The sequence below is a fragment of the Agrobacterium sp. 10MFCol1.1 genome (assembly GCF_000381165.1).
Taxonomy (GTDB): Bacteria; Pseudomonadota; Alphaproteobacteria; order Rhizobiales; family Rhizobiaceae; genus Agrobacterium; species Agrobacterium tumefaciens.
Genome location: NZ_KB906073.1, coordinates 289,286 through 309,071, shown reverse-complemented (window position 1 = coordinate 309,071; position 19,786 = coordinate 289,286). Strand labels below are relative to the sequence as shown.

Sequence of the window (19,786 nt, the reverse complement as noted above, 5' to 3'; positions counted from 1 at the left end):
GGCGCTTATTCGCCTGCCGGAATAAATTGCGCGTCTTGTCCGCCTTTTGCCACGAATTGTGCGAGCGTCATATTGTCCAGGATTGTTGCGATGGCGTCCCGCACGTCCGTCATCGAAACCCTGACCTGACAGGTCTCGGGATCGTCGCAGTCGTCGCAGGCTTCAAAGGCGGTGCGGCTGGCACAGCGGATGGGGGCCAAGGGCCCGTCCAGCGTTCGGATGACCTGCCCGATCATGATTTCCGATGGCATTTTCGACAACGAATAACCGCCATTCGGTCCCTTCTTTGAACGCAGAATGCCGCTGTTGCGCAGTTCCAGAAGAATAGTATCCAGAAATTTTTTCGGAATATTGTTGCGGGTTGCAATCTCGGTCACAAAGGCGGTCTCGCCCTGGGGCAACCGCGCCAGATCGACAAGAGCCTTCAGTCCGTATTTGCCTTTTTTGGTCAACATCGCATGATCCGCAAAGAGGGCCAGCACCTTCTGAGTGCCGGGTTATGGTGTTCTCAACTTACTAAGTAGTTTTTACCGAATTCCCGCGCAAGTCCGTTTCGTCCCGGCTCGATGCACAAAGCGGCTTTACACCATCGTTTTTCGCCCTGTTTCCTCATCGTTTCGGATTGCTTTGCCAAAGACGCCTGCCGAAACCATAGCGGGAAACAATATTTTCTCTGATCGCGTCGCAACGTGGAACGAACGTCCTTTATTACTATATAAAATCAGTAGACAAAGTATGCATCAAAAGACATGCGAGGTGATGATGTATACTCTCAGTTTGCTGGACAAGAGCCCTGTTCCAACGGGTGAGAACGCGGCAAGCGCGTTCCGCGACACGATCAATCTCGCCAAACGCGCCGAAGAACTGGGCTATCGCCGATTCTGGGTGGCAGAACATCACAATTCGCCGGAGCTTGCCGGTTCCGCGCCGGAAGCGCTGGTTGCATGGATTTTGGCGAAGACCTCTCGTATCCGCGTCGGCTCGGGCGGCGTGATGCTGCAGCATTACAGCCCTTACAAGGTCGCCGAGGTTTTCAACGTGTTGTCGTCGCTCGCCCCCGGTCGGGTCGATCTCGGCGTCGGCAAGACACCGGGCGGGCTGCCGCTTGCGACGTCTGCCCTACAGCAGGCCTATGATCCCGCTCGCAAGCCGGATTTCGAAACGGCTTTTGGTGAGCTTACCACATTTCTCTCCGGTGCCGCGCCGAAGGGGCATGCGCAGGCCGGGTTGCAGGCAACACCGGTGCCGCCGGTTGCGGTGGAACGGTTTCTGCTCGGTGCCAGCCCGGAAAGCGCAAGGCTTGCAGCTTCCAAAGGATGGAATTTCGTCTTTGCCGGCCACCTCAATGGTGATCCGGAGGTTCTTCGCAGCAGCCTGTCGGCTTTCCGTGAGGAGAGCGGCGGAAGGGCGCCGATCCTTGCCCTCTCCGTCTTTGCCGCCAGTGATCCCGACCATGCGGCGCGGCAGGTGGAAGGTCAGCGCATCTACCGGGTGTTCCTCAGCGACGGCAAGGCGTTCAACCTTGGCCGCCGTGAACAGGCGGAAGAATTCGCCCGCCAGTCCGGCGATACCGATTATCGCATCGAGGAGCGTAAGCCCAACGTCCTGCATGGCGGGCCGGACGATATTCACAAGGCGCTGCGCGCGCTTTCCGATGAGCACGGTATCGAGGAATTCATCGTGGAGCCGCCGCATGTGGGGGCCGATCAGAGGCTCGCCTCGATCGAATTGCTGGCCACACACCGCTTTTCCAGGGCCGCGTGAACTTGTCCTCAGGAGGAAATGACATGACGAAAAAGACAATCCGTTTCGGCATCATGCTCCAGGGCCCCGGCGGGCACATGAACGCCTGGCGGCACCCGAAAAGCCCTGTTGATGCCAGCGTCAACTTCGATTTCTTCAGGAAGAACGCGCTGAAGGCAGAAGCCGCCGGCATCGCCTTCGCCTTCGTTGCCGACGGGCTTTACATCAACGACAAGTCCATTCCGCATTTCCTCAACCGGTTCGAGCCTTTGACCATCCTTTCGGCGCTGGCCTCCGTCACCTCGAAGATCGGTCTTGCCGGCACGGTTTCGACCTCCTACAGCGAGCCCTTTACCATCGCGCGCCAGTTCGCCTCGCTCGATCTTCTGAGCGGTGGCAGGGCCGGCTGGAATGCAGTGACGACGCCACTCGAAGGTACGGCGAAGAACTACAGCCGCAACCATCCCGAACATGCGCTGCGCTACGAGATCGCCGATGAATATCTGGAGGTGATCAAAGGCCTGTGGGACAGCTGGGACGACGATGCCTTCGTGCGTAACCGCGAGACGGGACAGTTCTTCGACAGGCAAAAACTCCACACGCTCGGCCACAAGGGTCGCTTCTTCCAGGTGGAAGGTCCGCTGAACATCCAGCGTTCGCCGCAGGGACAGCCGGTGATTTTTCAGGCGGGGTCTTCGGATGCCGGTATCGGGCTTGCGGGCAAACATGCCGACGCCGTTTTTACCAATTCCGCATCGCTCGAGGAAAACCAGACATTCCTCAAGCGCGTGAAGCAGAGTGCTGTCGCGCAGGGCAGGTCCGCAGCCGACGTGAAGATTTTCCCTGGCATCGGGCCGATTGTGGGCGAGACGCAGGAGGAGGCGGAAGCAAAATACGACATCATCCGCAACCTCATCACCATCGAGGATGCGCTCGCCTATCTCGGCCGTTTCTTCGATCACCACGACTTCAGTGTCTATCCGCTGGATGAGCCTTTCCCCGAACTTGGCGAGATCGGCAAGAACAGCTTCCGTTCGACGACCGACCGCATCAAGCGCCGTGCGAAGGAAAAGAGCCAGACGTTGCGCGAAGCGGCACTGGAGGCGGCGACCCCGCGCGAAGGTTTCATCGGAACTCCGGACAAGGTGGCGGACGAGATCATCCGCTGGGTGGAGCACGATGCGGCCGACGGTTTCATTCTGGGCTTCCCGGTGATTGCCGAAGGGCTGGATGATTTCATCCGCCTCGTCATACCGGTGCTGCAACGGCGCGGATATTTCGAACCGCATCTGGAAGGCAGAACGCTGCGTGAGCATCTCGGCCTGCCTTTCAAGGACAGCATCTATTCCCACGCTGAAAGCGGTTCCAGCAAGGCGATCGCATAAAAGCGGGGTCGGGCGACAGCCATTGCCGCCCGGAGAGAATTTCAAGGTGCTGTGCGGGTAAAGCGCAGCGCAGGAGACCAGAACCATGAATATCCGCATTGACGGCGCGCGTCCGCAGGACGACGCCGAACGGGGAATCCTTGCCTTCATCGAGGAAAGCATCGCCATCCGGCACGATCTTCACCGACATCCGGAGCTTTCGCTTGGGGAAAAGCGCACGGCGGCTCTCGTTGCCCGTTACCTCCTCTCCTTCGGATATGAGGTGACCGAGGGTGTCGGGGGCCATGGCGTCGTCGCCACCTTGAAACGTGGTCATGGTGACAAGCGTCTGGGTATCCGCGCCGATATCGACGCCCTGCCCATCGTTGAGGAAACCGGTCTTGCCTATGCCAGTCAGACACAGGGTGTGATGCATGCCTGCGGTCATGACGGTCACACGACTATCCTGCTCGCCGCTGCCCGTTATCTAGCTGAAACATCGAGTTTTTCCGGCACGCTGACGCTGATTTTCCAACCCGCCGAGGAAATCGGTGCGGGTGCTAGAGCGATGATAAAGGACAGGCTTTTCGAGCGGTTTCCCGTCGATGCCGTGTTCGGGCTGCACAATTGGCCGGGTGTCGAAACCGGACAATTCGGCTTTGTCGAAGGGCCTGCCATGGCCTCCGTCGACAAGGCGAAGGTTCGGATCATCGGCAAGGGCGGACACGGGGCTGCGCCGCATGAAACGGTTGACCCGGTTCTTGCCTCGGCAAGCTTCGTCACCGCCTTGCAGAGCATCGTCTCGCGCAATGTCGACCCGCGAGACATGGCGGTGCTGACGGTAGGCTCCATCCATGGCGGAACTGCTTCCAACGTCATTCCCGAGAGTGTCGAACTGCAGATTACCGCGCGGGCCTTTTCGCCCGCCGTGCGCGACAGACTGGAGGAGCGGCTTCCCGCCCTTGCCAAAGCACAGGCGGAAAGCTTCGGCGCAAGCGCCGATGTCACCTACTCCCGTGGCTTCCCGCCCGTCATCAATCACATCAGGCAGACGGCTTTTGCCCGCGACGTCGCCAAACGGCATTTTCCAGCCGAACAGGTTGCAGAAGGCTTTCAGCCGCGAACGGCGAGCGAGGATTTCGCCTTCATGCTTCTGGAGCGGCCGGGCTCCTATCTCTTTGTCGGCAATGGCGACAGCGCGCCACTGCACAGCCCTCACTACGATTTCAACGATGCGATCATTGCGCCTGCGGCACGCTTCTGGGTGCGTCTGGCCGAAGCATACCTCTCCTGATGCAACGAGTTTAGGACAATGAGATGAGCGACAGTTTTCTCTACACATCGGTCAAGGATCCGCTCGCAACCCCGCTTCTGGAGGAGTTGCTGTTCGAATATGACATCCGCTACGGCACATATTTCAACGCGGAAGGCGCCAAGGCGGAACTTAACAAATATCCGCCGGAGGCTTTCAGCCCGCCGTCGGGCAATTTCCTGCTGCTCTTGCGTGGCGGCAAGGCGATCGCCGGCGGTGCCTTCATGCGCTACGACGAGGAAACCGCCGAGTTCAAGCGGGTCTGGACCCATTCCGCCCACCGCCGGCAGGGGCTTGCCAAATTAGTGCTTCAGGAGCTGGAGCGGCAGGCGATCCGGCAGGGTTACGCCCGTGTCTATCTGACCACGGGCTTCCGCCAGCCGGAAGCGGTCGGCCTATATCTCACCAACGGTTATCGCGCGTTGTTCGATACGTCGGCCGATCCTGAAACGATCAGGTCGCTGCCTTTCGAAAAATGGCTTGCCGATAGCGCCTCCGCCTCCGTTGCGGAAAGCGCGTCGATACCGGCGGCCCGGCCGCATTCTTCCCCGGCCCACCCGTGAAAGGCTTTTTCAGATGACGATAGCCTCTGATTTTCCGCATGTTGCATTGAACGACCAGAAGGGTGAACCGATCAAGGGTGGGTATTCCCATTTCCGCATCGTGCCGGCCCGCTACCCCTTGCGGACGGTGGGAACGGTCTTCTCCGTACTCATCATTGCGGCCGTTCTGCATTCCGTTTTCGGCAATCCGCGCTGGGGCTGGGATGTCTTTGCGGAATGGTTTTTCGCTGAACCGGTGTTGGTCGGCTTAGGACGGACGCTGCTGCTGACCGCGCTCGGTGCGGTGCTCGGCTTCGCACTGGGAACGCTGCTGGCGCTTGCCCGCGTTTCACGCTCGCCGCTGCTGGTTGCCGTATCCTGGACCTATATCTGGATTTTTCGATCCATCCCGCTGATCGTGCTTTTGCTGATCCTCAACAACCTAGGTTATCTCTATGAGACCGTGACGATCGGTGTGCCCTACACCGGCATCAACTTCTTCAGCTGGAATACCACGCAGCTGATGACGCCGTTTGCGGCCGCCGTTCTGGGGCTGACGCTCAATCAGGCCGCCTTCGCATCCGAAATCGTCCGTGGCGGCATTCTCTCGGTTGATCAGGGGCAGCTTGAGGCTGCCGCAGCACTCGGCCTTCCCCGGCGGCGGCAGGCGTCCCGCATTGTTCTGCCGCAGGCGATGCGCTCCATCTTGCCCACCGCCTTCAACGACATCATCGGCCTCGCCAAGGGGACTTCGCAGGTCTATATCCTTGCCCTGCCGGAGCTGTTCTACACGATCCAGATCATCTATCGCCGCAATCTGGAAGTGATCCCGCTGCTGATGGTCGCGACCGTCTGGTATCTGGTGATACTGACGGCGCTTTCGATCGTGCAGCACCATATCGAGCGGCATTTTTCACGCGGTGCGCTGCGCAATCCGCCGCCGTCACTGTTCGCCACGATTTACCGCACCTTCCTGCCGCGCAAACCCTTGCCTGAAGCCGTGGAAACGGTGGCCACGACAGCCGTAAGGCCCGAGCGTTCGGTGCCTGCCCGTGCCGTGAGCTTTCAGCTCGGAAATCGTGGCGGGTCGGTCAATATTCATGGCGTTTCGAAATCCTTCGGGTCGCTGAAGGTGCTTGATGATATCAGCCTTTCCATTCCGGCAGGCAGTGTCACCACCATTCTCGGCCAATCCGGCTCCGGCAAGTCCACATTGCTGCGCTCCATCAACCATCTCGAGCGCGTCGATGACGGTTTTATTGCCATAGACGGTGAACTGGTCGGTTATCGTCAAAAGGGCGATACGCTTTATGAGCTGAAGGAACGGGAAATCCTCAAGCGCCGCGCCGAAGTGGGCATGGTGTTTCAGAGCTTCAACCTGTTCCCGCATCTGACCGCGCTTGAAAACATCATTGAAGCACCCATCGCCGTTCGTGGCATATCGAAAGAGCAGGCGCAGGCCGAGGCGCGCGATCTTCTGGCTCGCGTCGGCCTTGCCGAAAAAGCTGGCGCTTATCCCCGTCAGCTTTCCGGCGGTCAGCAGCAACGCGTGGCGATCGCCCGGGCGCTGGCGTTGCGGCCGAAGGTGTTGCTGTTCGATGAGCCGACATCCGCGCTCGATCCTGAACTCGTCAACGAAGTGCTTGATGTCATCAAGGAGCTTTCCCGCTCCGGCGTCACGCTCATCATCGTTACCCATGAAATCGGTTTTGCCCGTGAAGTCTCCGACAGGGTCGTCTTCATGGAACAGGGCCGCATCATCGAAACAGGCACGCCGGACCAGGTGTTCAACAGCCCTGAACATCCCCGCACCGCCGAATTCCTCGCAAAAGTTCTCTAATCAAAACAACAAAGGAAACACTCGCATGGCTTTTTCATCGAAATTATTGTCGTTCCTTGCAGGCGGTCTTTTCACCGCTACCACCGCGCTGATATCGGCTGCGCATGCGCAGGAAATCGACCTGTCGCCGGAGCAGAAGGGGCGAGTGCGCGCCGAGAAGGTGGAAGAAGCGATCAAGCTTCTGCCCGCTGGCCACAAGTTCGTCGCGGATGGAAAGTTGACGGTCGCGACCGTGCCTTTCCGGCTGCCGCTGGTCGATTATGCCAGCGATACGAAAACGCCTATTGGCGTGGAGCCGGATATCGCCCAGCTGGTTGCTGACAGCCTTGGCCTTGAACTTCAGCTAGTTCCCATCGCCTGGGCCGATTGGCCGCTGGGTCTCACCTCCGGCAAATATGATGCCGTCACCTCCAACATCACGGTGACGGAAGCCCGCAAGGAAAAGTTCGACTTCTCCAGCTACCGCAACGACCTGCTCGGCTTTTACGTCGGCAGCAACAGCAAGGTGACGAGCATCAGCAAGCCCGAGGATGTGGCCGGGCTGAAGGTTATCGTCGGCGCTGCCACCAATCAGGAGCAAATCCTGCTGAAATGGATCAAGGACAACAAGGCCAAGGGTCTGGCCGACACCGATGTGCAATATTACGACGATCAGGCCGTGCTCGATGTCGCCCTGCAATCCGGCCGCGCGGACGCCTATCTCGGCCCCAACGCGACGTCAGCCTTCCAGGCAGCAAGCCAGAAGAAGACCAAGCTCGTTGGTACCTTCTCCGGCGGCTGGCCGGAAGCGGCGGAAATCGCCGTTGCCTCCAAAAAGGATGCCGGAATTGCCGCAGCCATCACGGCGGCACTGAACGCCCAGATCAAGAACGGCAATTACGGCAAGGTTCTCGCCCGCTGGAACCTCGGTTCGGAAGCCATCACCGAATCCCGCACCAATCCGCCCGGTCTGCCCAAGAGCTGAGTGCTGGTTTGCTGCCAGAAAGCTGAGTTTCCACAAAGCTGAGTTGAAGGTGGGACATCACTCAGCCGGTAGCGCGGGCCTCCTCCCGTCCGCGCTACCTCCGTCCCGCAATTCATTTTATCGGGGAGCCAGAATGGCACTCACCTCTCGTCTTGCCACAGTCACGTTCGGCGTTTTTCTCTCTGTCGCCGCTTTCGGGTCGGCTTTCGCAACTGATGTCTTCGATCTTTCGCCAGACCAGCCTGGCCGGATCAGGGTAGAAAAAGACCCCGCAGCGATTGCCGCCATCCCGAAAGACTTCAAGTTCATCACCCCGGGCAAACTCACGGTCGCGGTTGCACCTGGCGGACCACCGCTCGCGACCTATGCGACGGACGCCAAGACCGTGGTGGGTGCCGATCCGGACTATGCGCTTGCGGTGGCTGATAGTCTCGGCCTTGAGCTTGAGCTGGTTGCTGTCGCCTGGGCCGACTGGCCGCTGGGGCTTGCCTCCGGCAAATACGATGCTGTCATTTCCAATGTCGGGGTGACCGAGCAGCGCAAGGAGAAGTTCGACTTCTCCACCTACCGTCAGGGCCTGCACGGCTTTTTCGTGAAGTCCGACAGCGGCATCACCGCCATAAATGAGCCGAAGGACGCGGCGGGCCTGAAGATCATCGTCGGCGCTGGCACCAATCAGGAGCGTATTCTGCTGAAATGGAATGACGAGAATGTAGCCGCCGGTTTAAAGCCGCTCGAGCTGCAATATTATGACGACGAGGCCACCCGGCTTGTCGCGCTTTCTGCCGGGCGGGCCGATGTGATCGTCCAGCCGCATGCGCAGCTGGTCTTCATCGCCGCGCGTGACAAGACCATCAAACGTGTCGGAACACTCTCCGCCGGCTGGCCGGAACGTTCGGATGTCGCCATCACCACCCGCAAGGGTTCGGGACTGGCCGATGCGCTGACGCTCGCCACCAACGATCTGATCAAGAGCGGCGCTTACGCGAAGATACTGGAACGCTGGCAGCTTTCGGAAGAGGCCTTGCCGGAATCGAGAACCAACCCACCCGGCCTGCCGAAAAGCTGACCGGTCGAATAAATGCGGTGGACGGCAGCACCCGCAGGTCATGCCTGCGGGTGCTGTTTTATTCGTCTGTTGGCCTGCGCGGAACAATCAGAAATCTGCGACCTTGCCCCATGACGAGTCAAGGAAACGGCTGGGATGATACGGGGCGGGGTCAACGATCGGGGTTGAACCCGTCACGATATCGGCGATCAGGTGGCCAGCGCCGGGGCCGATGCCGAAACCGTGGCCGCTGAAACCGGCGGCGAGGATGAAGCCGGGCAATTCGCTGGTCTCGCCGATGGCGGGCACACCATCCGGCGTGCTGTCGATGAAGCCGGCCCAGGCAGCGGATATCTGGGTTTTGCGGAGTGCAGGCAAAAGTTCCAGCGCCCTTTTGTGGGTCTCACGGATGGCGGCGGCATTCGGTTTCGGATCGAGAATACGAACCCGCTCCATCGGCGTCGGCGCATCGAGCCGCCAGTGTTTCAGCGTTTCGTGCCCACCGCGAACGCCTTCCAATCCACCCGGTCGCAGGCTGCGCCAGCGCTTGAGGAACATCGGAACGAATTCGCGTGCAAACCGCATCTGCTGCGCGGTCGGGTCGATGCGACCGAGGCCGCTGATGGCGAGCGTGTAACCGCCGTTGCTCCGGCGTGTTACAGAAACGGCTTTTGTATGCAGCGCATCCGGCAGTCCTTCCGCACCTGCTGTGACGGACAGGATTGAGGAGCGGACAGCGGCTTGCGGAAAACGAATTCCGAGCTGGCGGCAGAAGGACGAGGCCCAGGCGCCGCCGGACATGATGGCGGTTTTGGTGCGGATCGTGCCTTTTTCGGTAACGACGGCGCTAACGCGACCACCTTCCGTCTCCAGACCGCGCGCGGCGCAATTCTGGTGCACCGTTCCGCCCAGTTTCATGAGGGCACGCGCGACGGCCGGCGCCGCCATCGAGGGATCGGCGGTGCCGTCCGTTGGCGAAAAGACGCCGCCCTTCCAGCGTTTTCCAGTTGCGCGTCCGCGGTTGCTCGCCTCATCCGCGCTCAACATATGCGTCGTCACGCCTGCGGTGATGGCAAAGTCGCGCCAGCGCGCCCAGCCGGCAATTTCAGCTTCGTTGTCGCTCAGGTAGAACAATCCGCAGCGGCGGAAACCGGTGTCTTCGCCGCTTTCTGCGGCAAACCGTTCCCAGAGCGTCAGGCTCTGCGTTGAAATCGGCAATTCGCGGGCGTCGCGGTTCTGCTGCCGGCACCAACCCCAGTTGCGGCTGGATTGCTCCGCGCCAACAAGACCTTTTTCGACAAGAGCCACTTTCAGGCCACGCCTGGCGAGGTAATAGGCTGCGAACACGCCGACGATACCGCCGCCGATAATGACGGCGTCCGCCGATTTCGGCAGTTCCGGTGATGTTGTGATCTGTTGCAGCGGCGCAGGCATGGTGGGGCTCCTTGTATTCGTCTTAATTTACCTTGGTCGCCGGGTAAACGCTGCCAGACTGCGCCGATTGCCGGAATCTCCTGCTGTTCGTAGCCATGTCTGCAACTCTTTATGCTGGATGAAAAAAACATCCCCGCGTCGACAGGGCACGCTCTTGTGTTAAGATTTCCATGGCCGCGTCAGAATTTTATGCCGCGTGCACGAAAAATATAAAAGGGGTTCCGCACGTGATGAAACTTGACCGGATCGACATCAAGATCCTTTACGAACTCCAGAAAAATGGTCGCATCACCAATGTCGAGCTGGCGGAGCTTGTCAATCTTTCGCCAAGCCCCTGCCTGATGCGCGTCAAGAAGCTTCAGGCCGAGGGCTATATCGAAGGTTATTCGGCACAGATCAACATCAACAAACTCGGCCAGACGCTGACGGTATTCACCGAGATCACGCTCAAGAACCACCGCCAGATCGACTTCGCCCGTTTTCTCGGCGTTATCGAAAAGATCGATCAGGTAGTGGAATGCCACCTCGTTTCAGGCGGTTACGATTACCTCCTGAAATTCGTCACCTCCGGCATCGTTGAATATCAGTCGATCATGGAGCGGCTGACGGACATGGATGTCGGTATCGACAAATATTTCAGCTTCGTTGTGCTGAAATCGCCGATCATCAAATCGCATATGCCGCTGACCAGCCTGTTTCCGCTTTGAGGTGGAAGACGTCCCTTAGCAGGGGCGCCAGAGTATCGAGATACGTCGCTTCATACTCAACGTCATCCTGGGGACGAGCCCGAGGATGACGAAAGTGATGTTGTCACCTCTTGGAAAACGCCCGCACCAACTCTGCATCCTGCTGAAGATTGTCGAGCCATTTCGGGTCGAGCTTCGGTACCGAGGAGAACAGGAGCTTCGAATAGGGATGGGTCGGCGACTTGATCGCTTCCGTTGCCAGATGCTCCACTTTCTGCCCGCCATACATCACGACGATTTCGTCGCAGATGGTTTCCACCACAGAGAGATCGTGGCTGATGAAGATGTAGGAGAGGTTCAGCTCTCGCTGGAGTTCGCCGAGCAGGTCGATGATCGCGGCTGCGACGACCGTATCAAGCGCCGACGTAATTTCATCGCAAATGATGAGCGATGGTTCTGCTGCGAGTGCGCGGGCGAAGTTGACGCGTTGCTTCTGTCCGCCCGACAGACCGGAAGGATGGCGGTGGCGAACCGAGCGCGGCAGCTTCACCATATCCAGCAACTGGTCGATCCGGGCGTCGCGCGCCTTGCCTCTCATGCCGTGATAAAAGGTCAGCGGCCGGCCGAGAATATCCTCGATGGATTTGGCCGGGTTGAGCGCCGTATCGGCATATTGGAAGACGATCTGCATGCGGCGCAATTGATCGCTGGTGCGTTGGCGGGCATCGGCATCCAGCTGCCGACCTTCGAAGATGACATGACCGCTGGCGGCGGGCAGAATGCCGGCAATGGCGCGCGCCAGCGTCGATTTTCCGCAACCGGATTCGCCGATGATGCCGAGATTGCGTCCGGGATAGACTGCAAGGCTGACGGAATCGACCGCACGCACCAGCGGCATATGGTCTTCGCCTTTCGTTCCATATCCGGCGATCAGCTTCTCGATATCCAGCAGCGGCTTCGCTTCACTTTGTTTTAGCGGCGCTACGGTGCGTACCTTATCGTTAAAAGCGGTGAGCAACTCCCGCGTATAAGGATGCTGTGCATTCTCGAGAATATCCGTGGTCGTGCCGGTTTCCTGTATCTCGCCGCCTTTCAGCACCACGATCCGGTCGGCAATCTGGGCGACGACTGCGAGATCGTGCGAAACATAAACGCCGCCGATACCGCCCTTGCGCATCGCTGATTTGAAGGCGCGGAGAACCTCGATCTGTGTCGTCACATCGAGTGCCGTGGTCGGTTCGTCGAAAATGACCAGGTCCGGGTTGCCGATCAGCGCCATGGCTGCGGAGAGACGCTGAAGCTGGCCGCCGGAAACCTGGTGCGGATAACGGTCGCCGATGGTTTCGGGATTGGGCAGCGACAATGCCTTGAACAGTTCCACCGCTCTTTGGCGTGCCTCCTGCGGCGGCATCAGATCGTGGATGCGGGTGACCTCTATGACCTGGTCGATGATCTTTTGCGCCGGATTGAAGGCGGCTGCGGCGCTTTGAGGGACGTAGGAGATTTTCGTACCGCGGATCTTCGCCCGTTCCATTTCGGAAAGCTGTACCATGTCGCGGCCTGCCACCGTGACGCTGCCGCCGGAAATACGGCAGCCTGGACGGGCATATCCCATCAATGTCAGTGCAATGGTGGTCTTGCCGGAGCCGCTTTCGCCGATCAATGCGACGATCTCGCCATCGGCGATATCGATGTCTACACCCCTGATGATTTGGATGCGGCGGCCGGAATCGGTGGTCGCCTCGACTTTAAGTCCACGGATTTCAACAAGATTTGTCATTATTCGCTCCTGTCGCGGATTTTCTGCGGCAGATTGTCGATCAGCAGATTGACGCTGATCGTCAGGCTGGCAATCGCCAACGACGGAAAGATCACGGCTGGCGCGGCAAAGGGCAGGCCGCCGATGTTTTCACGCACCAGCGCACCCCAGTCTGCATTCGGCGGCTGCAGGCCAAGACCGAGAAAGGAAAGGCCCGACAGAAGCAGCACGATGAATACAAAGCGCACGCCGAGATCGGCCAGCACGGGACGGATGATGTTGGGCAGGATTTCGGAGCTGATGAGGTGCAAGAGGCTCTCGCCGCGCACGCGGGCCACGGTGACGAAATCCATAGTGTTGACATTGACGGCGAGCGCCCGGGCAAAGCGATAAGCGCCCGGCGTATAGATTACCGACAGGGTGACGATCAGCACAGGAATGGAGGAGCCAACGGCAGCGACAACCACAAGTCCGAAAAGCTTGCTTGGAATGGAGTTCACCGCATCGAGAAAACGGCTGAGGGCCGCATCGAACCAGCCGCCGACCACGGCAGCGCTCATGCCGAGAACGACGCCCGACACGCAGGCGATCGTGACGGCCGCAAGTGAAATGCCGACCGTGAAACGCGCGCCCATGAGAATGCGGGAAAACACGTCGCGGCCGAGATAGTCGGAGCCGAGCCAGAGATCGGAGGTCATCGGACCGAAATAATCGAGATCGACGATTTCACCGACGGGATGCGGGATGAGATAGGGCGCAAAGATCGCAACCATGGCCCAGAGAAAAATGACGAGAAAGCCGAAAACGCCGACGACGTTGATTTTGTAACCCAAGCGCGAGGTCCCCGAAGTTGTTTTGATATTGTCGGTCATCAGCGCAGCCTCGGATTGGACATGATGGCGATGATATCGGCGGTTGTGATGAGGAGGAGATAACCGACGCAGAAAATCATTGCGCAGCTCTGGATCAGAGGCAGGTCGCGGGTCGCGACGCCATCAACCATCAGCTTGGCGATGCCTGGATAATTGAAGATAGTCTCAACGATGATGACGCCGCCGACGAGATAGGAGAGCGACAAAGCAACCGCATTGACGATGGGGCCAAGCGCATTGGGAAGTGCGTGGCGCAGGACGATGCGCATGCGCGGTGCGCCCTTCAGGAGCGCCATTTCCACATAGGGCGTATCGAGCGTCTCGATGACGGCGGCGCGGCTCATGCGGATCATCTGTGCCGACACGACGAAGGTGAGCGTGATGACCGGCATGGCGTAAACCCGCAGCACATCGAACACGGTATGCACCTCGCTGACCAGCGACAGGGCCGGCAGCCACTTCAGGTATACGGCGAAAAGAAGAACCGCGAGCGTCGCGATCATGAACTCCGGCACGGAAATGACACCGATGGTCAGGATGGTGACGGCGCGATCATAAAGCGTTCCACGCAGCATAGCGGAGCTGATGCCGAGCGTCAGGGCCAGCGGCACGGCGATAACAGTGGTGATGCCAGCAAGCTTCATGGAGTTGACGAAACGTGGGCCTATGAGGTCGGCGATCGCCATATTGTTGGCGTAGGACGTGCCAAGTTCGCCGTGCAGCAGGCCAAAAAGCCAGCGGACAAAACGCAGAAGGGCCGGGTCGTCGAGATGCATGGCGGTGCGCAGACCAGCCACGGCCTCCGGCGTTGCCGACTGGCCAAGAAGGATCGTTGCCGTGTCGCCGGGCAGCAGGCTGGTGGCGGAAAAGACGATAAACGATACGATAAGCAGCGTCGTCAGCATGACGACCAGCCGCCTGGCGATAAGGGAGAGTATCCGGCTGTTCATTTACATGCTCCTGCGACCTGCCCGGATCATGATGATTTCAGGCCCGATCGACCTGAAATCATCATGATCCAAATTATATGGCTGGAGCGAGATATCAGGCGAAAACCGCTTGTTTTTCAAAGTGTCGCTCCAGCTGTGGAGGCTTCCCGCACCGGCGGAAAGGTTGCCGGGCGCATCGGCGCCCGGCCCCTTGGTCTATCAGGCTTCGAGCCAGACGTATTCAGCAAACGCGTAACCCATCATGCCGCCGAGCGGATTGGCTTCCAGACCCTTCAGCTTGGAGGTGATGGCGTCGACATTGGTGATATAGGCGGGAATGATGGTGCCGGCTTCGTCGGCGATCATCTTTTCCATTTCGAAGTAGATCTGCTTGCGCTTGTCCATGTCCAGCATGCCGCGTGCTTCGAGCATCATCTTGTCGAACTTCGGCGACTTGTACTGGCTTTCGTTCCACGGCGCGTCGGAGGCGTAAAGCAGCGAGAACAGAATATCCGGGGTCGGGCGCGGGTTGATATTGCCGAAGTGAATAGGCGCCTTGAGCCAGTAATTGCTCCAGTAACCGTCCGAGGGAACGCGCTGCACATCCAGCTTTACACCGATTTCTGCGGCCGACGCCTGGATGATCATCGCCATGTCCACGGCAGAGTTTGCAGCATCCGAGGTGATGACGGGGATGGACTGACCGATAAGACCCGCTTTTTCAAAGTGGAACTTCGCCTTATCAGGATCGAAGGCCTTCGGCTTGAGGTCCGGATTGTGGTAGGGACTCATTGGCGGCACGGGCTGGTCGTTACCGACTTCGCCGAGGCCACGCAAAGCCGCCTTGACGATCTGCTCGCGGTTGACGATCGACTTCATGCCGGCGATGAAATCGGCATTGTTGCCGGGCGTCTGGTCCAGCCGCATATTGAGGTTGGTGTAGTTGCCGGACGTTCCCTTGGACAGAACGATGCCTTCCTGCTTGTCGAGCAGGCGCAGCGAACGCGGATTGATAGCCGCTGCGAGGTGGATATCGCCCGAAATGAGGGCGTTAACGCGGGCATTGTCTTCGGCAATCGCGAAGAATTCGAAGCTATCGACGTGCGGACCACCCTGTTTCCAGTAATTGGTGTTTTTCGACATGATCGAGCGGACGCCGGGTTCGAATTTCTCCAGCTTGAAGGCACCGGTGCCGTTCCCCTTGGAGAAATCGGTCGCGCCATCGGCAACGATCATGAAGTGATGCAATGCCAGGATGGCCGGCAGGTCTGCATTCGCGTTTGCCAGCGTGATCTCGACGGTGCTCTTGTCGATCGCCTTGAAGCCGGTCATCTGGGCGGCGATCTTGGCGACCTTCGAACCGACGGCCGGGTCAAGGTGACGCTTCAGCGAATAGACCACGTCATCGGCGGTCAGTGCCTTGCCGTCATGGAAGGTGACGCCGGAACGCAGCTTCACGGTCCAGGTCTTGGCGTCCTTCGTTTCGATGGATTCGGCCAGCTCCATCTGGGGCGTGCCGGAAACATCGAGGAAGCTCAGCCGGTTATAGAGCGCGCAGCAACGAACGTAATCCGTCGAAAGCGAGGCTTTTGCGGGATCGAGCGTGTCGGCCGTGGAGGAGGACCAGCCGGCCGCCTTCAGCGTGCCGCCGGAAACGGGAGTGACCGCCAGAGCCTGCGAGGCGCGGCCAAGAATGGCCGAACCGGCGGAAAGTGCTACGCCGCCGGCCAGCATCATGTGAAGCAGCTCTCGCCGCGTCGCGCCGCGACGGATAGCCTGTTCAACGGCGGCATCGTCAGAGCGGGTCCAATTTGTAATCCTGTCACTCATGGTCTTCCCCTTTTGTATGATTTGTTGAAATGGCATCTGCAGTAATTTTCGGCATCCACGCCCTAGTGCGCGTCATGCCACAGGCGGTTCAGCGGCCCGAGTGTCTCGTGGCCTCGGCAAGGCCGGCCATCGAGGTGAAATGGTAGTCCGGTTCGGTAAAGTTCTCCGGCTCGATGGTGCCGCCATATCCCTTCTGGGCGTGGCGGCGCTCTATCCAGCAATTGGTCATCCCGAGTTTCCGTGAAATGCCGATATCGTGGTACTGGCTCTGCGCAACGTGCAGAATGTCGTCCTTCGATGCGCCTTCGCTTTCAACGAAGGCGAAAACCTTCTCGAAGAATGCGGGATCCGGCTTTTCCGTGCCGGTATCATCCGCTGTGAAAGCGGCGTAAAAGGGACTACCGAGTTCCTTCGAGAAATACTCGAAGGCCCAGCGCTGGGCGTTGGTCATGGCAATGAGACGATGCGTCTTTGCAAGCTCGGCCATCGCGGCACGGCTGTCTTCAAAGCCTTTCCAGTTTTTTGCCGCGTCGCGCAGGCGCTCACCCAGAGCGCGCTCCGCCGGCAAACCGAGTTCCGGAGCGATGATCAGGTAGACGCGGACGAGATCGTCCGGAAACAGATCGGTGGCGTCGGAGTAACGCGCCGCGCGGTAAAGGCTAAGCGCCTTTTCACCGTCGACCTCAACGCCGTTTTCAGCGCCGATCTGGATCAGGGTCGATTTCAAGCCACCTTCGAAATCGATGAGAGTTCCCACCACGTCGAAGCTCATATATTTGAAGTCGCTCAGTTTCTTGGGCAATGTCGGTCTCCGCTTTGCCGCGCAGAGCCCTTGGGAAGGCTGCGGCATTTTATTCTGTTCCCGGACGGGATCCTTGCCCCGTTCCCATTCTCGCTAACGCCCTTTTTTATGGCGTTTAGTGCTTTTTCTGTTGATAGTTTGGCAGTTCCAGCGCGCCGGATTCTCCGAAAAGGATCGGGTCTTCGGCAGAATATTGCGAATATGTGCGGCGTTGCGACATTTCGAGAAGGTGCCGCAACGCCATCCACTGTTCGCCTCAGGCCATGGCGGCCCGCACTGCCGGGTCCTCGAGCGTCTGGTCGAGGGTTTTCCGCGTCCGCTCTATAATGGCGTCGATCTCGTCATCGGTGCAACACAGCGGCGGCGCGTAGCCGAGGATGCCGTTGGCGAAGGCGCGCACGATGAGGCCGTTTTCCCAGGCGCGGTCAAAAACCTTGCGTGCAGGGGCCGCTGCAGCCGGCAGCGGGGTTTTCTTCTCTTTGTCGGTCACGAGTTCGATAGCGGCAAGCATGCCCCGGCCACGTACATCGCCAACCAGCGGATGGCTTCTCAATCCTTCCAGCCCGGCCATCAGCCGCTGACCGGCGCGCCGGCCGTTTTCCAGCAGCCCGCCTTCGTAAAGTTTCAGCACTTCGAGACCAACGGCGGCACTGACGGGATGGGCGGAATAGGTATAACCGTGCCCGACCGCGGCATCGCCGGCGAAGTCGGCTATTGTATCATAAACATGGTCGGCCATGAAGACGGCGCCCATCGGCACATAGCCCGAAGTCAGACCCTTGGCGGCCGTGATGAAGTCCGGCACGATATCTTCGTCGGCACAGGCAAACAGTGGTCCCGTGCGGCCGAAGCCGGTGATGACTTCGTCGGCAACGAAGAGAATGCCGTAGGAACGGCAGAGTTCTCGCATGGCCTTGATCCAGCCAGGCGGCGGCACCAGAACGCCACCGGAGCCCTGAATGGGCTCGGCATAAAAGGCGGCGACCCGCTCCGGGCCGATAGCCTCGATCTTGTCCTTCAGGATTTGCAGGGAAGAGGCGATGATGGCGGCGGGGTCGCTGCCGACCGGATTGCGATAGGCATAGTGAGACGGAATTTTGTGCTGCCAGTCGTAAGGCACGCCGAAACCTGCATGGAAGGCGGGCAGCGCAGTCAGGCCTGAACCGGCGGTGGTGGAGCCGTGATAACCCTGTTCGACGGAAATGAACTGGTCGCGCTGCGGCTGGCCTTTGGCGTGCCAGTAATATCGGATGAAGCGGATGGTGCTGTCCACCGCGTCGGATCCGCCAAGCGTGAAATAGACGTGGTTGAGATCGCCCGGCGCGCGGTCGGCGAGTTCGGAGGCCAGGCGGATGGCGGGTTCGCTGCCAATGTCGAAATAGGCAGTGGCATAGGGCAGTTCACGCATCTGCTTTGCCGCCGCTTCCACGATGCTGTCATGGCCATAGCCTGCATTGACGCACCAGAGGCCGGCAAAACCGTCGATCAGCTGGTGGCCGGTCATGTCGGTAATCGTGGCACCCTTTGCCGATTTCAGCACGCGAACGCCAAGCTTTTCATGGCCGCGGAAGGAAGAGACAGGGTGCACCAGATGGGCGCGGTCGAGCTCGATCAGTGAATTGCTTAACATGGGTCTCTCCGGATTCAGCCCAGCGCCTGGCTGGTCAACGCGAATGTTTTCAGTTTTTTGTCGGCAGAGGTTTCCGCCTTCGGCCGGCGCATGGCGATGCCGCCACCGACATGGGCAAGACCGTATTCGGCAAGCCAGGGACCGAGTCCCGTCTCGGTGGTGGTGTCTACGCGCAGGAATGCGCCGGGGCGCTCGGAAACTACGAAGGCAATCAAATCCTTTGCGATTTCAGCAGTTTCCGCGACAATCGGGCCGATGACTTCACCACGGCCAAAGGCGCGAAGGCCTGCAAAGCCCATGATGGCGCCATGCTTTTGAACCACCGCAAACCGTGCCCTATCCGCAAGCTCGGTAAAGAGTGCCGTACGATCCGCACCGAATGCCTGCGCGTCGAGTGCGGCAAGCTCGGCCGGTACAATCGTTTCTGCCCATGCCACGTTAGCGGGCTTATCGGCGGCCGTAGGAATTCCCTGGTGCTGACGCACCTCGCCGCATGCGACGAAACCCATCTTCTCATAGAGTGGGAGGCCTTCAGCGGTGGCGGTCAGACGGCACTCGCGATTTTCCGCAGCATCGACGACCGCCTGCATCAGCTTGCGTCCGAGACCACGGCCGCGCATGGCCTCGTCCACGATCACCATGTTGACGGTGGCGCAGGTGTCTCCGATAAGCGTGGCCATTGCGGTTCCGACGACGCGACCGTTTTCGATAGCGACGAAACCCTTGCTCAGTGAAAGGACGAGCGCCCAGTCTTCCCGGCGGTGTGGCCAACCGGCCTGGCGGGAAAGCTCGACGGCGGCGTCGAGGTGTTGCGGCTCAAATTTCTGGATATCGATGAGGCTGGCTTGCATGGCCCAACTCCGTTTTATTCTTCATGTTCATTGATAGACCGGCGGCAAAAGAACATTGTCCCGACGAATGGCAAGGTTCGATATGTTTCACTGTTGCTTTTACCCGCCGCCGCATCTTATGCCGCACATCATCTGCTTCCATCCGCAGAACGGGGGTGGGCGGCGGCTTCCGGTTTTGTC

17 protein-coding genes are annotated in these 19,786 nt (G+C 59.4%); 8 read left to right on the top strand and 9 right to left on the bottom strand.

The window, feature by feature from the left end:
- Positions 1-5 precede the first annotated feature (5 nt).
- Positions 6-455: an Rrf2 family transcriptional regulator gene (locus tag F617_RS0106115; protein ID WP_003511094.1), complete on the bottom strand. Its 450-nt coding sequence runs from the start codon at positions 453-455 to the stop codon at positions 6-8.
- Between the two features lie 304 nt (positions 456-759).
- On the opposite strand from F617_RS0106115, the gene F617_RS0106110 reads away from it, so the two are divergent.
- The 7 genes from F617_RS0106110 to F617_RS0106075 all read left to right on the top strand — a co-directional run bounded on the left by F617_RS0106110 (position 760) and on the right by F617_RS0106075 (position 8,834).
- Positions 760-1,764, top strand: a complete 1,005-nt coding sequence (locus F617_RS0106110; protein WP_026330694.1) for an LLM class flavin-dependent oxidoreductase — start codon at positions 760-762, stop codon at positions 1,762-1,764.
- Between the two features lie 23 nt (positions 1,765-1,787).
- Positions 1,788-3,128: an LLM class flavin-dependent oxidoreductase gene (locus F617_RS0106105; protein ID WP_019564749.1), complete on the top strand. Its 1,341-nt coding sequence runs from the start codon at positions 1,788-1,790 to the stop codon at positions 3,126-3,128.
- An 85-nt stretch (positions 3,129-3,213) separates the two neighbouring features.
- Positions 3,214-4,401: a M20 aminoacylase family protein gene (locus F617_RS0106100; RefSeq protein ID WP_013761660.1), complete on the top strand. Its 1,188-nt coding sequence runs from the start codon at positions 3,214-3,216 to the stop codon at positions 4,399-4,401.
- A 23-nt stretch (positions 4,402-4,424) separates the two neighbouring features.
- The gene (locus F617_RS0106095) at positions 4,425-4,982 is read left to right on the top strand and encodes a GNAT family N-acetyltransferase (RefSeq protein WP_019564748.1); all 558 of its coding nucleotides are present in this window, start codon (positions 4,425-4,427) and stop codon (positions 4,980-4,982) included.
- A 13-nt stretch (positions 4,983-4,995) separates the two neighbouring features.
- Positions 4,996-6,801, top strand: coding sequence for an amino acid ABC transporter permease/ATP-binding protein (locus F617_RS29090; protein WP_019564747.1), 1,806 nt, complete (start codon positions 4,996-4,998; stop codon positions 6,799-6,801).
- Between the two features lie 25 nt (positions 6,802-6,826).
- Entirely contained in the window at positions 6,827-7,765 is a 939-nt protein-coding gene (locus tag F617_RS0106080) for an ABC transporter substrate-binding protein (RefSeq protein ID WP_019564746.1), read from the top strand.
- Positions 7,766-7,898: 133 nt separating this feature from the next.
- Positions 7,899-8,834: an ABC transporter substrate-binding protein gene (locus F617_RS0106075; RefSeq protein WP_003511082.1), complete on the top strand. Its 936-nt coding sequence runs from the start codon at positions 7,899-7,901 to the stop codon at positions 8,832-8,834.
- Between the two features lie 87 nt (positions 8,835-8,921).
- On the opposite strand, the gene F617_RS0106070 is transcribed toward F617_RS0106075, so the two are convergent.
- Positions 8,922-10,247, bottom strand: a complete 1,326-nt coding sequence (locus F617_RS0106070) for an FAD-binding oxidoreductase (RefSeq protein WP_019564745.1) — start codon at positions 10,245-10,247, stop codon at positions 8,922-8,924.
- 230 nt (positions 10,248-10,477) lie between these two features.
- On the opposite strand from F617_RS0106070, the gene F617_RS0106065 reads away from it, so the two are divergent.
- Positions 10,478-10,954, top strand: a complete 477-nt coding sequence (locus F617_RS0106065) for an Lrp/AsnC family transcriptional regulator (RefSeq protein ID WP_013761655.1) — start codon at positions 10,478-10,480, stop codon at positions 10,952-10,954.
- A gap of 103 nt (positions 10,955-11,057) precedes the next feature.
- Here the strand turns inward: F617_RS0106065 and F617_RS0106060 are convergent, their stop codons facing one another.
- The 7 genes from F617_RS0106060 to F617_RS0106020 form a co-directional block, all read right to left on the bottom strand.
- Positions 11,058-12,713 carry an ABC transporter ATP-binding protein gene (locus tag F617_RS0106060; RefSeq protein WP_019564744.1) on the bottom strand — a complete coding sequence of 552 codons (1,656 nt, stop codon included), beginning with the start codon at positions 12,711-12,713 and terminating at the stop codon, positions 11,058-11,060.
- Positions 12,713-13,564, bottom strand: coding sequence for an ABC transporter permease (locus F617_RS0106055; RefSeq protein ID WP_013761653.1), 852 nt, complete (start codon positions 13,562-13,564; stop codon positions 12,713-12,715). Before F617_RS0106055 ends, F617_RS0106060 begins: the two co-directional genes overlap by 1 nt.
- Positions 13,564-14,514, bottom strand: coding sequence for an ABC transporter permease (locus F617_RS0106050; RefSeq protein WP_003511075.1), 951 nt, complete (start codon positions 14,512-14,514; stop codon positions 13,564-13,566). Before F617_RS0106050 ends, F617_RS0106055 begins: the two co-directional genes overlap by 1 nt.
- Before the next feature lie 198 nt (positions 14,515-14,712).
- Positions 14,713-16,323 carry an ABC transporter substrate-binding protein gene (locus tag F617_RS0106040; RefSeq protein ID WP_019564742.1) on the bottom strand — a complete coding sequence of 537 codons (1,611 nt, stop codon included), beginning with the start codon at positions 16,321-16,323 and terminating at the stop codon, positions 14,713-14,715.
- An 88-nt stretch (positions 16,324-16,411) separates the two neighbouring features.
- Entirely contained in the window at positions 16,412-17,125 is a 714-nt protein-coding gene (locus tag F617_RS0106035) for an HAD-IA family hydrolase (RefSeq protein WP_019564741.1), read from the bottom strand.
- Between the two features lie 256 nt (positions 17,126-17,381).
- Positions 17,382-18,755: an aspartate aminotransferase family protein gene (locus tag F617_RS0106025; protein WP_019564740.1), complete on the bottom strand. Its 1,374-nt coding sequence runs from the start codon at positions 18,753-18,755 to the stop codon at positions 17,382-17,384.
- Between the two features lie 14 nt (positions 18,756-18,769).
- Positions 18,770-19,606 (bottom strand): GNAT family N-acetyltransferase, encoded by an 837-nt coding sequence (locus tag F617_RS0106020; RefSeq protein ID WP_019564739.1) that lies wholly within the window; start codon positions 19,604-19,606, stop codon positions 18,770-18,772.
- Positions 19,607-19,786: the final 180 nt, after the last annotated feature.

Bases quoted from the DNA above. Each gene is read 5' to 3' on its own strand.
- F617_RS0106080 (WP_019564746.1), top strand. From the start codon at position 6,827: ATGGCTTTTTCATCGAAATTATTGTCGTTCCTTGCAGGCGGTCTTTTC.
- F617_RS0106055 (WP_013761653.1), bottom strand. From the start codon at position 13,564: ATGACCGACAATATCAAAACAACTTCGGGGACCTCGCGCTTGGGTTAC.
- F617_RS0106060 (WP_019564744.1), bottom strand. From the start codon at position 12,713: ATGACAAATCTTGTTGAAATCCGTGGACTTAAAGTCGAGGCGACCACC.
- F617_RS0106115 (WP_003511094.1), bottom strand. From the start codon at position 455: ATGTTGACCAAAAAAGGCAAATACGGACTGAAGGCTCTTGTCGATCTG.
- F617_RS29090 (WP_019564747.1), top strand. From the start codon at position 4,996: ATGACGATAGCCTCTGATTTTCCGCATGTTGCATTGAACGACCAGAAG.
- F617_RS0106105 (WP_019564749.1), top strand. From the start codon at position 1,788: ATGACGAAAAAGACAATCCGTTTCGGCATCATGCTCCAGGGCCCCGGC.
- F617_RS0106075 (WP_003511082.1), top strand. From the start codon at position 7,899: ATGGCACTCACCTCTCGTCTTGCCACAGTCACGTTCGGCGTTTTTCTC.
- F617_RS0106100 (WP_013761660.1), top strand. From the start codon at position 3,214: ATGAATATCCGCATTGACGGCGCGCGTCCGCAGGACGACGCCGAACGG.
- F617_RS0106070 (WP_019564745.1), bottom strand. From the start codon at position 10,247: ATGCCTGCGCCGCTGCAACAGATCACAACATCACCGGAACTGCCGAAA.
- F617_RS0106025 (WP_019564740.1), bottom strand. From the start codon at position 18,755: ATGTTAAGCAATTCACTGATCGAGCTCGACCGCGCCCATCTGGTGCAC.
- F617_RS0106020 (WP_019564739.1), bottom strand. From the start codon at position 19,606: ATGCAAGCCAGCCTCATCGATATCCAGAAATTTGAGCCGCAACACCTC.
- F617_RS0106065 (WP_013761655.1), top strand. From the start codon at position 10,478: ATGAAACTTGACCGGATCGACATCAAGATCCTTTACGAACTCCAGAAA.
- F617_RS0106050 (WP_003511075.1), bottom strand. From the start codon at position 14,514: ATGAACAGCCGGATACTCTCCCTTATCGCCAGGCGGCTGGTCGTCATG.
- F617_RS0106095 (WP_019564748.1), top strand. From the start codon at position 4,425: ATGAGCGACAGTTTTCTCTACACATCGGTCAAGGATCCGCTCGCAACC.
- F617_RS0106040 (WP_019564742.1), bottom strand. From the start codon at position 16,323: ATGAGTGACAGGATTACAAATTGGACCCGCTCTGACGATGCCGCCGTT.
- F617_RS0106110 (WP_026330694.1), top strand. From the start codon at position 760: ATGATGTATACTCTCAGTTTGCTGGACAAGAGCCCTGTTCCAACGGGT.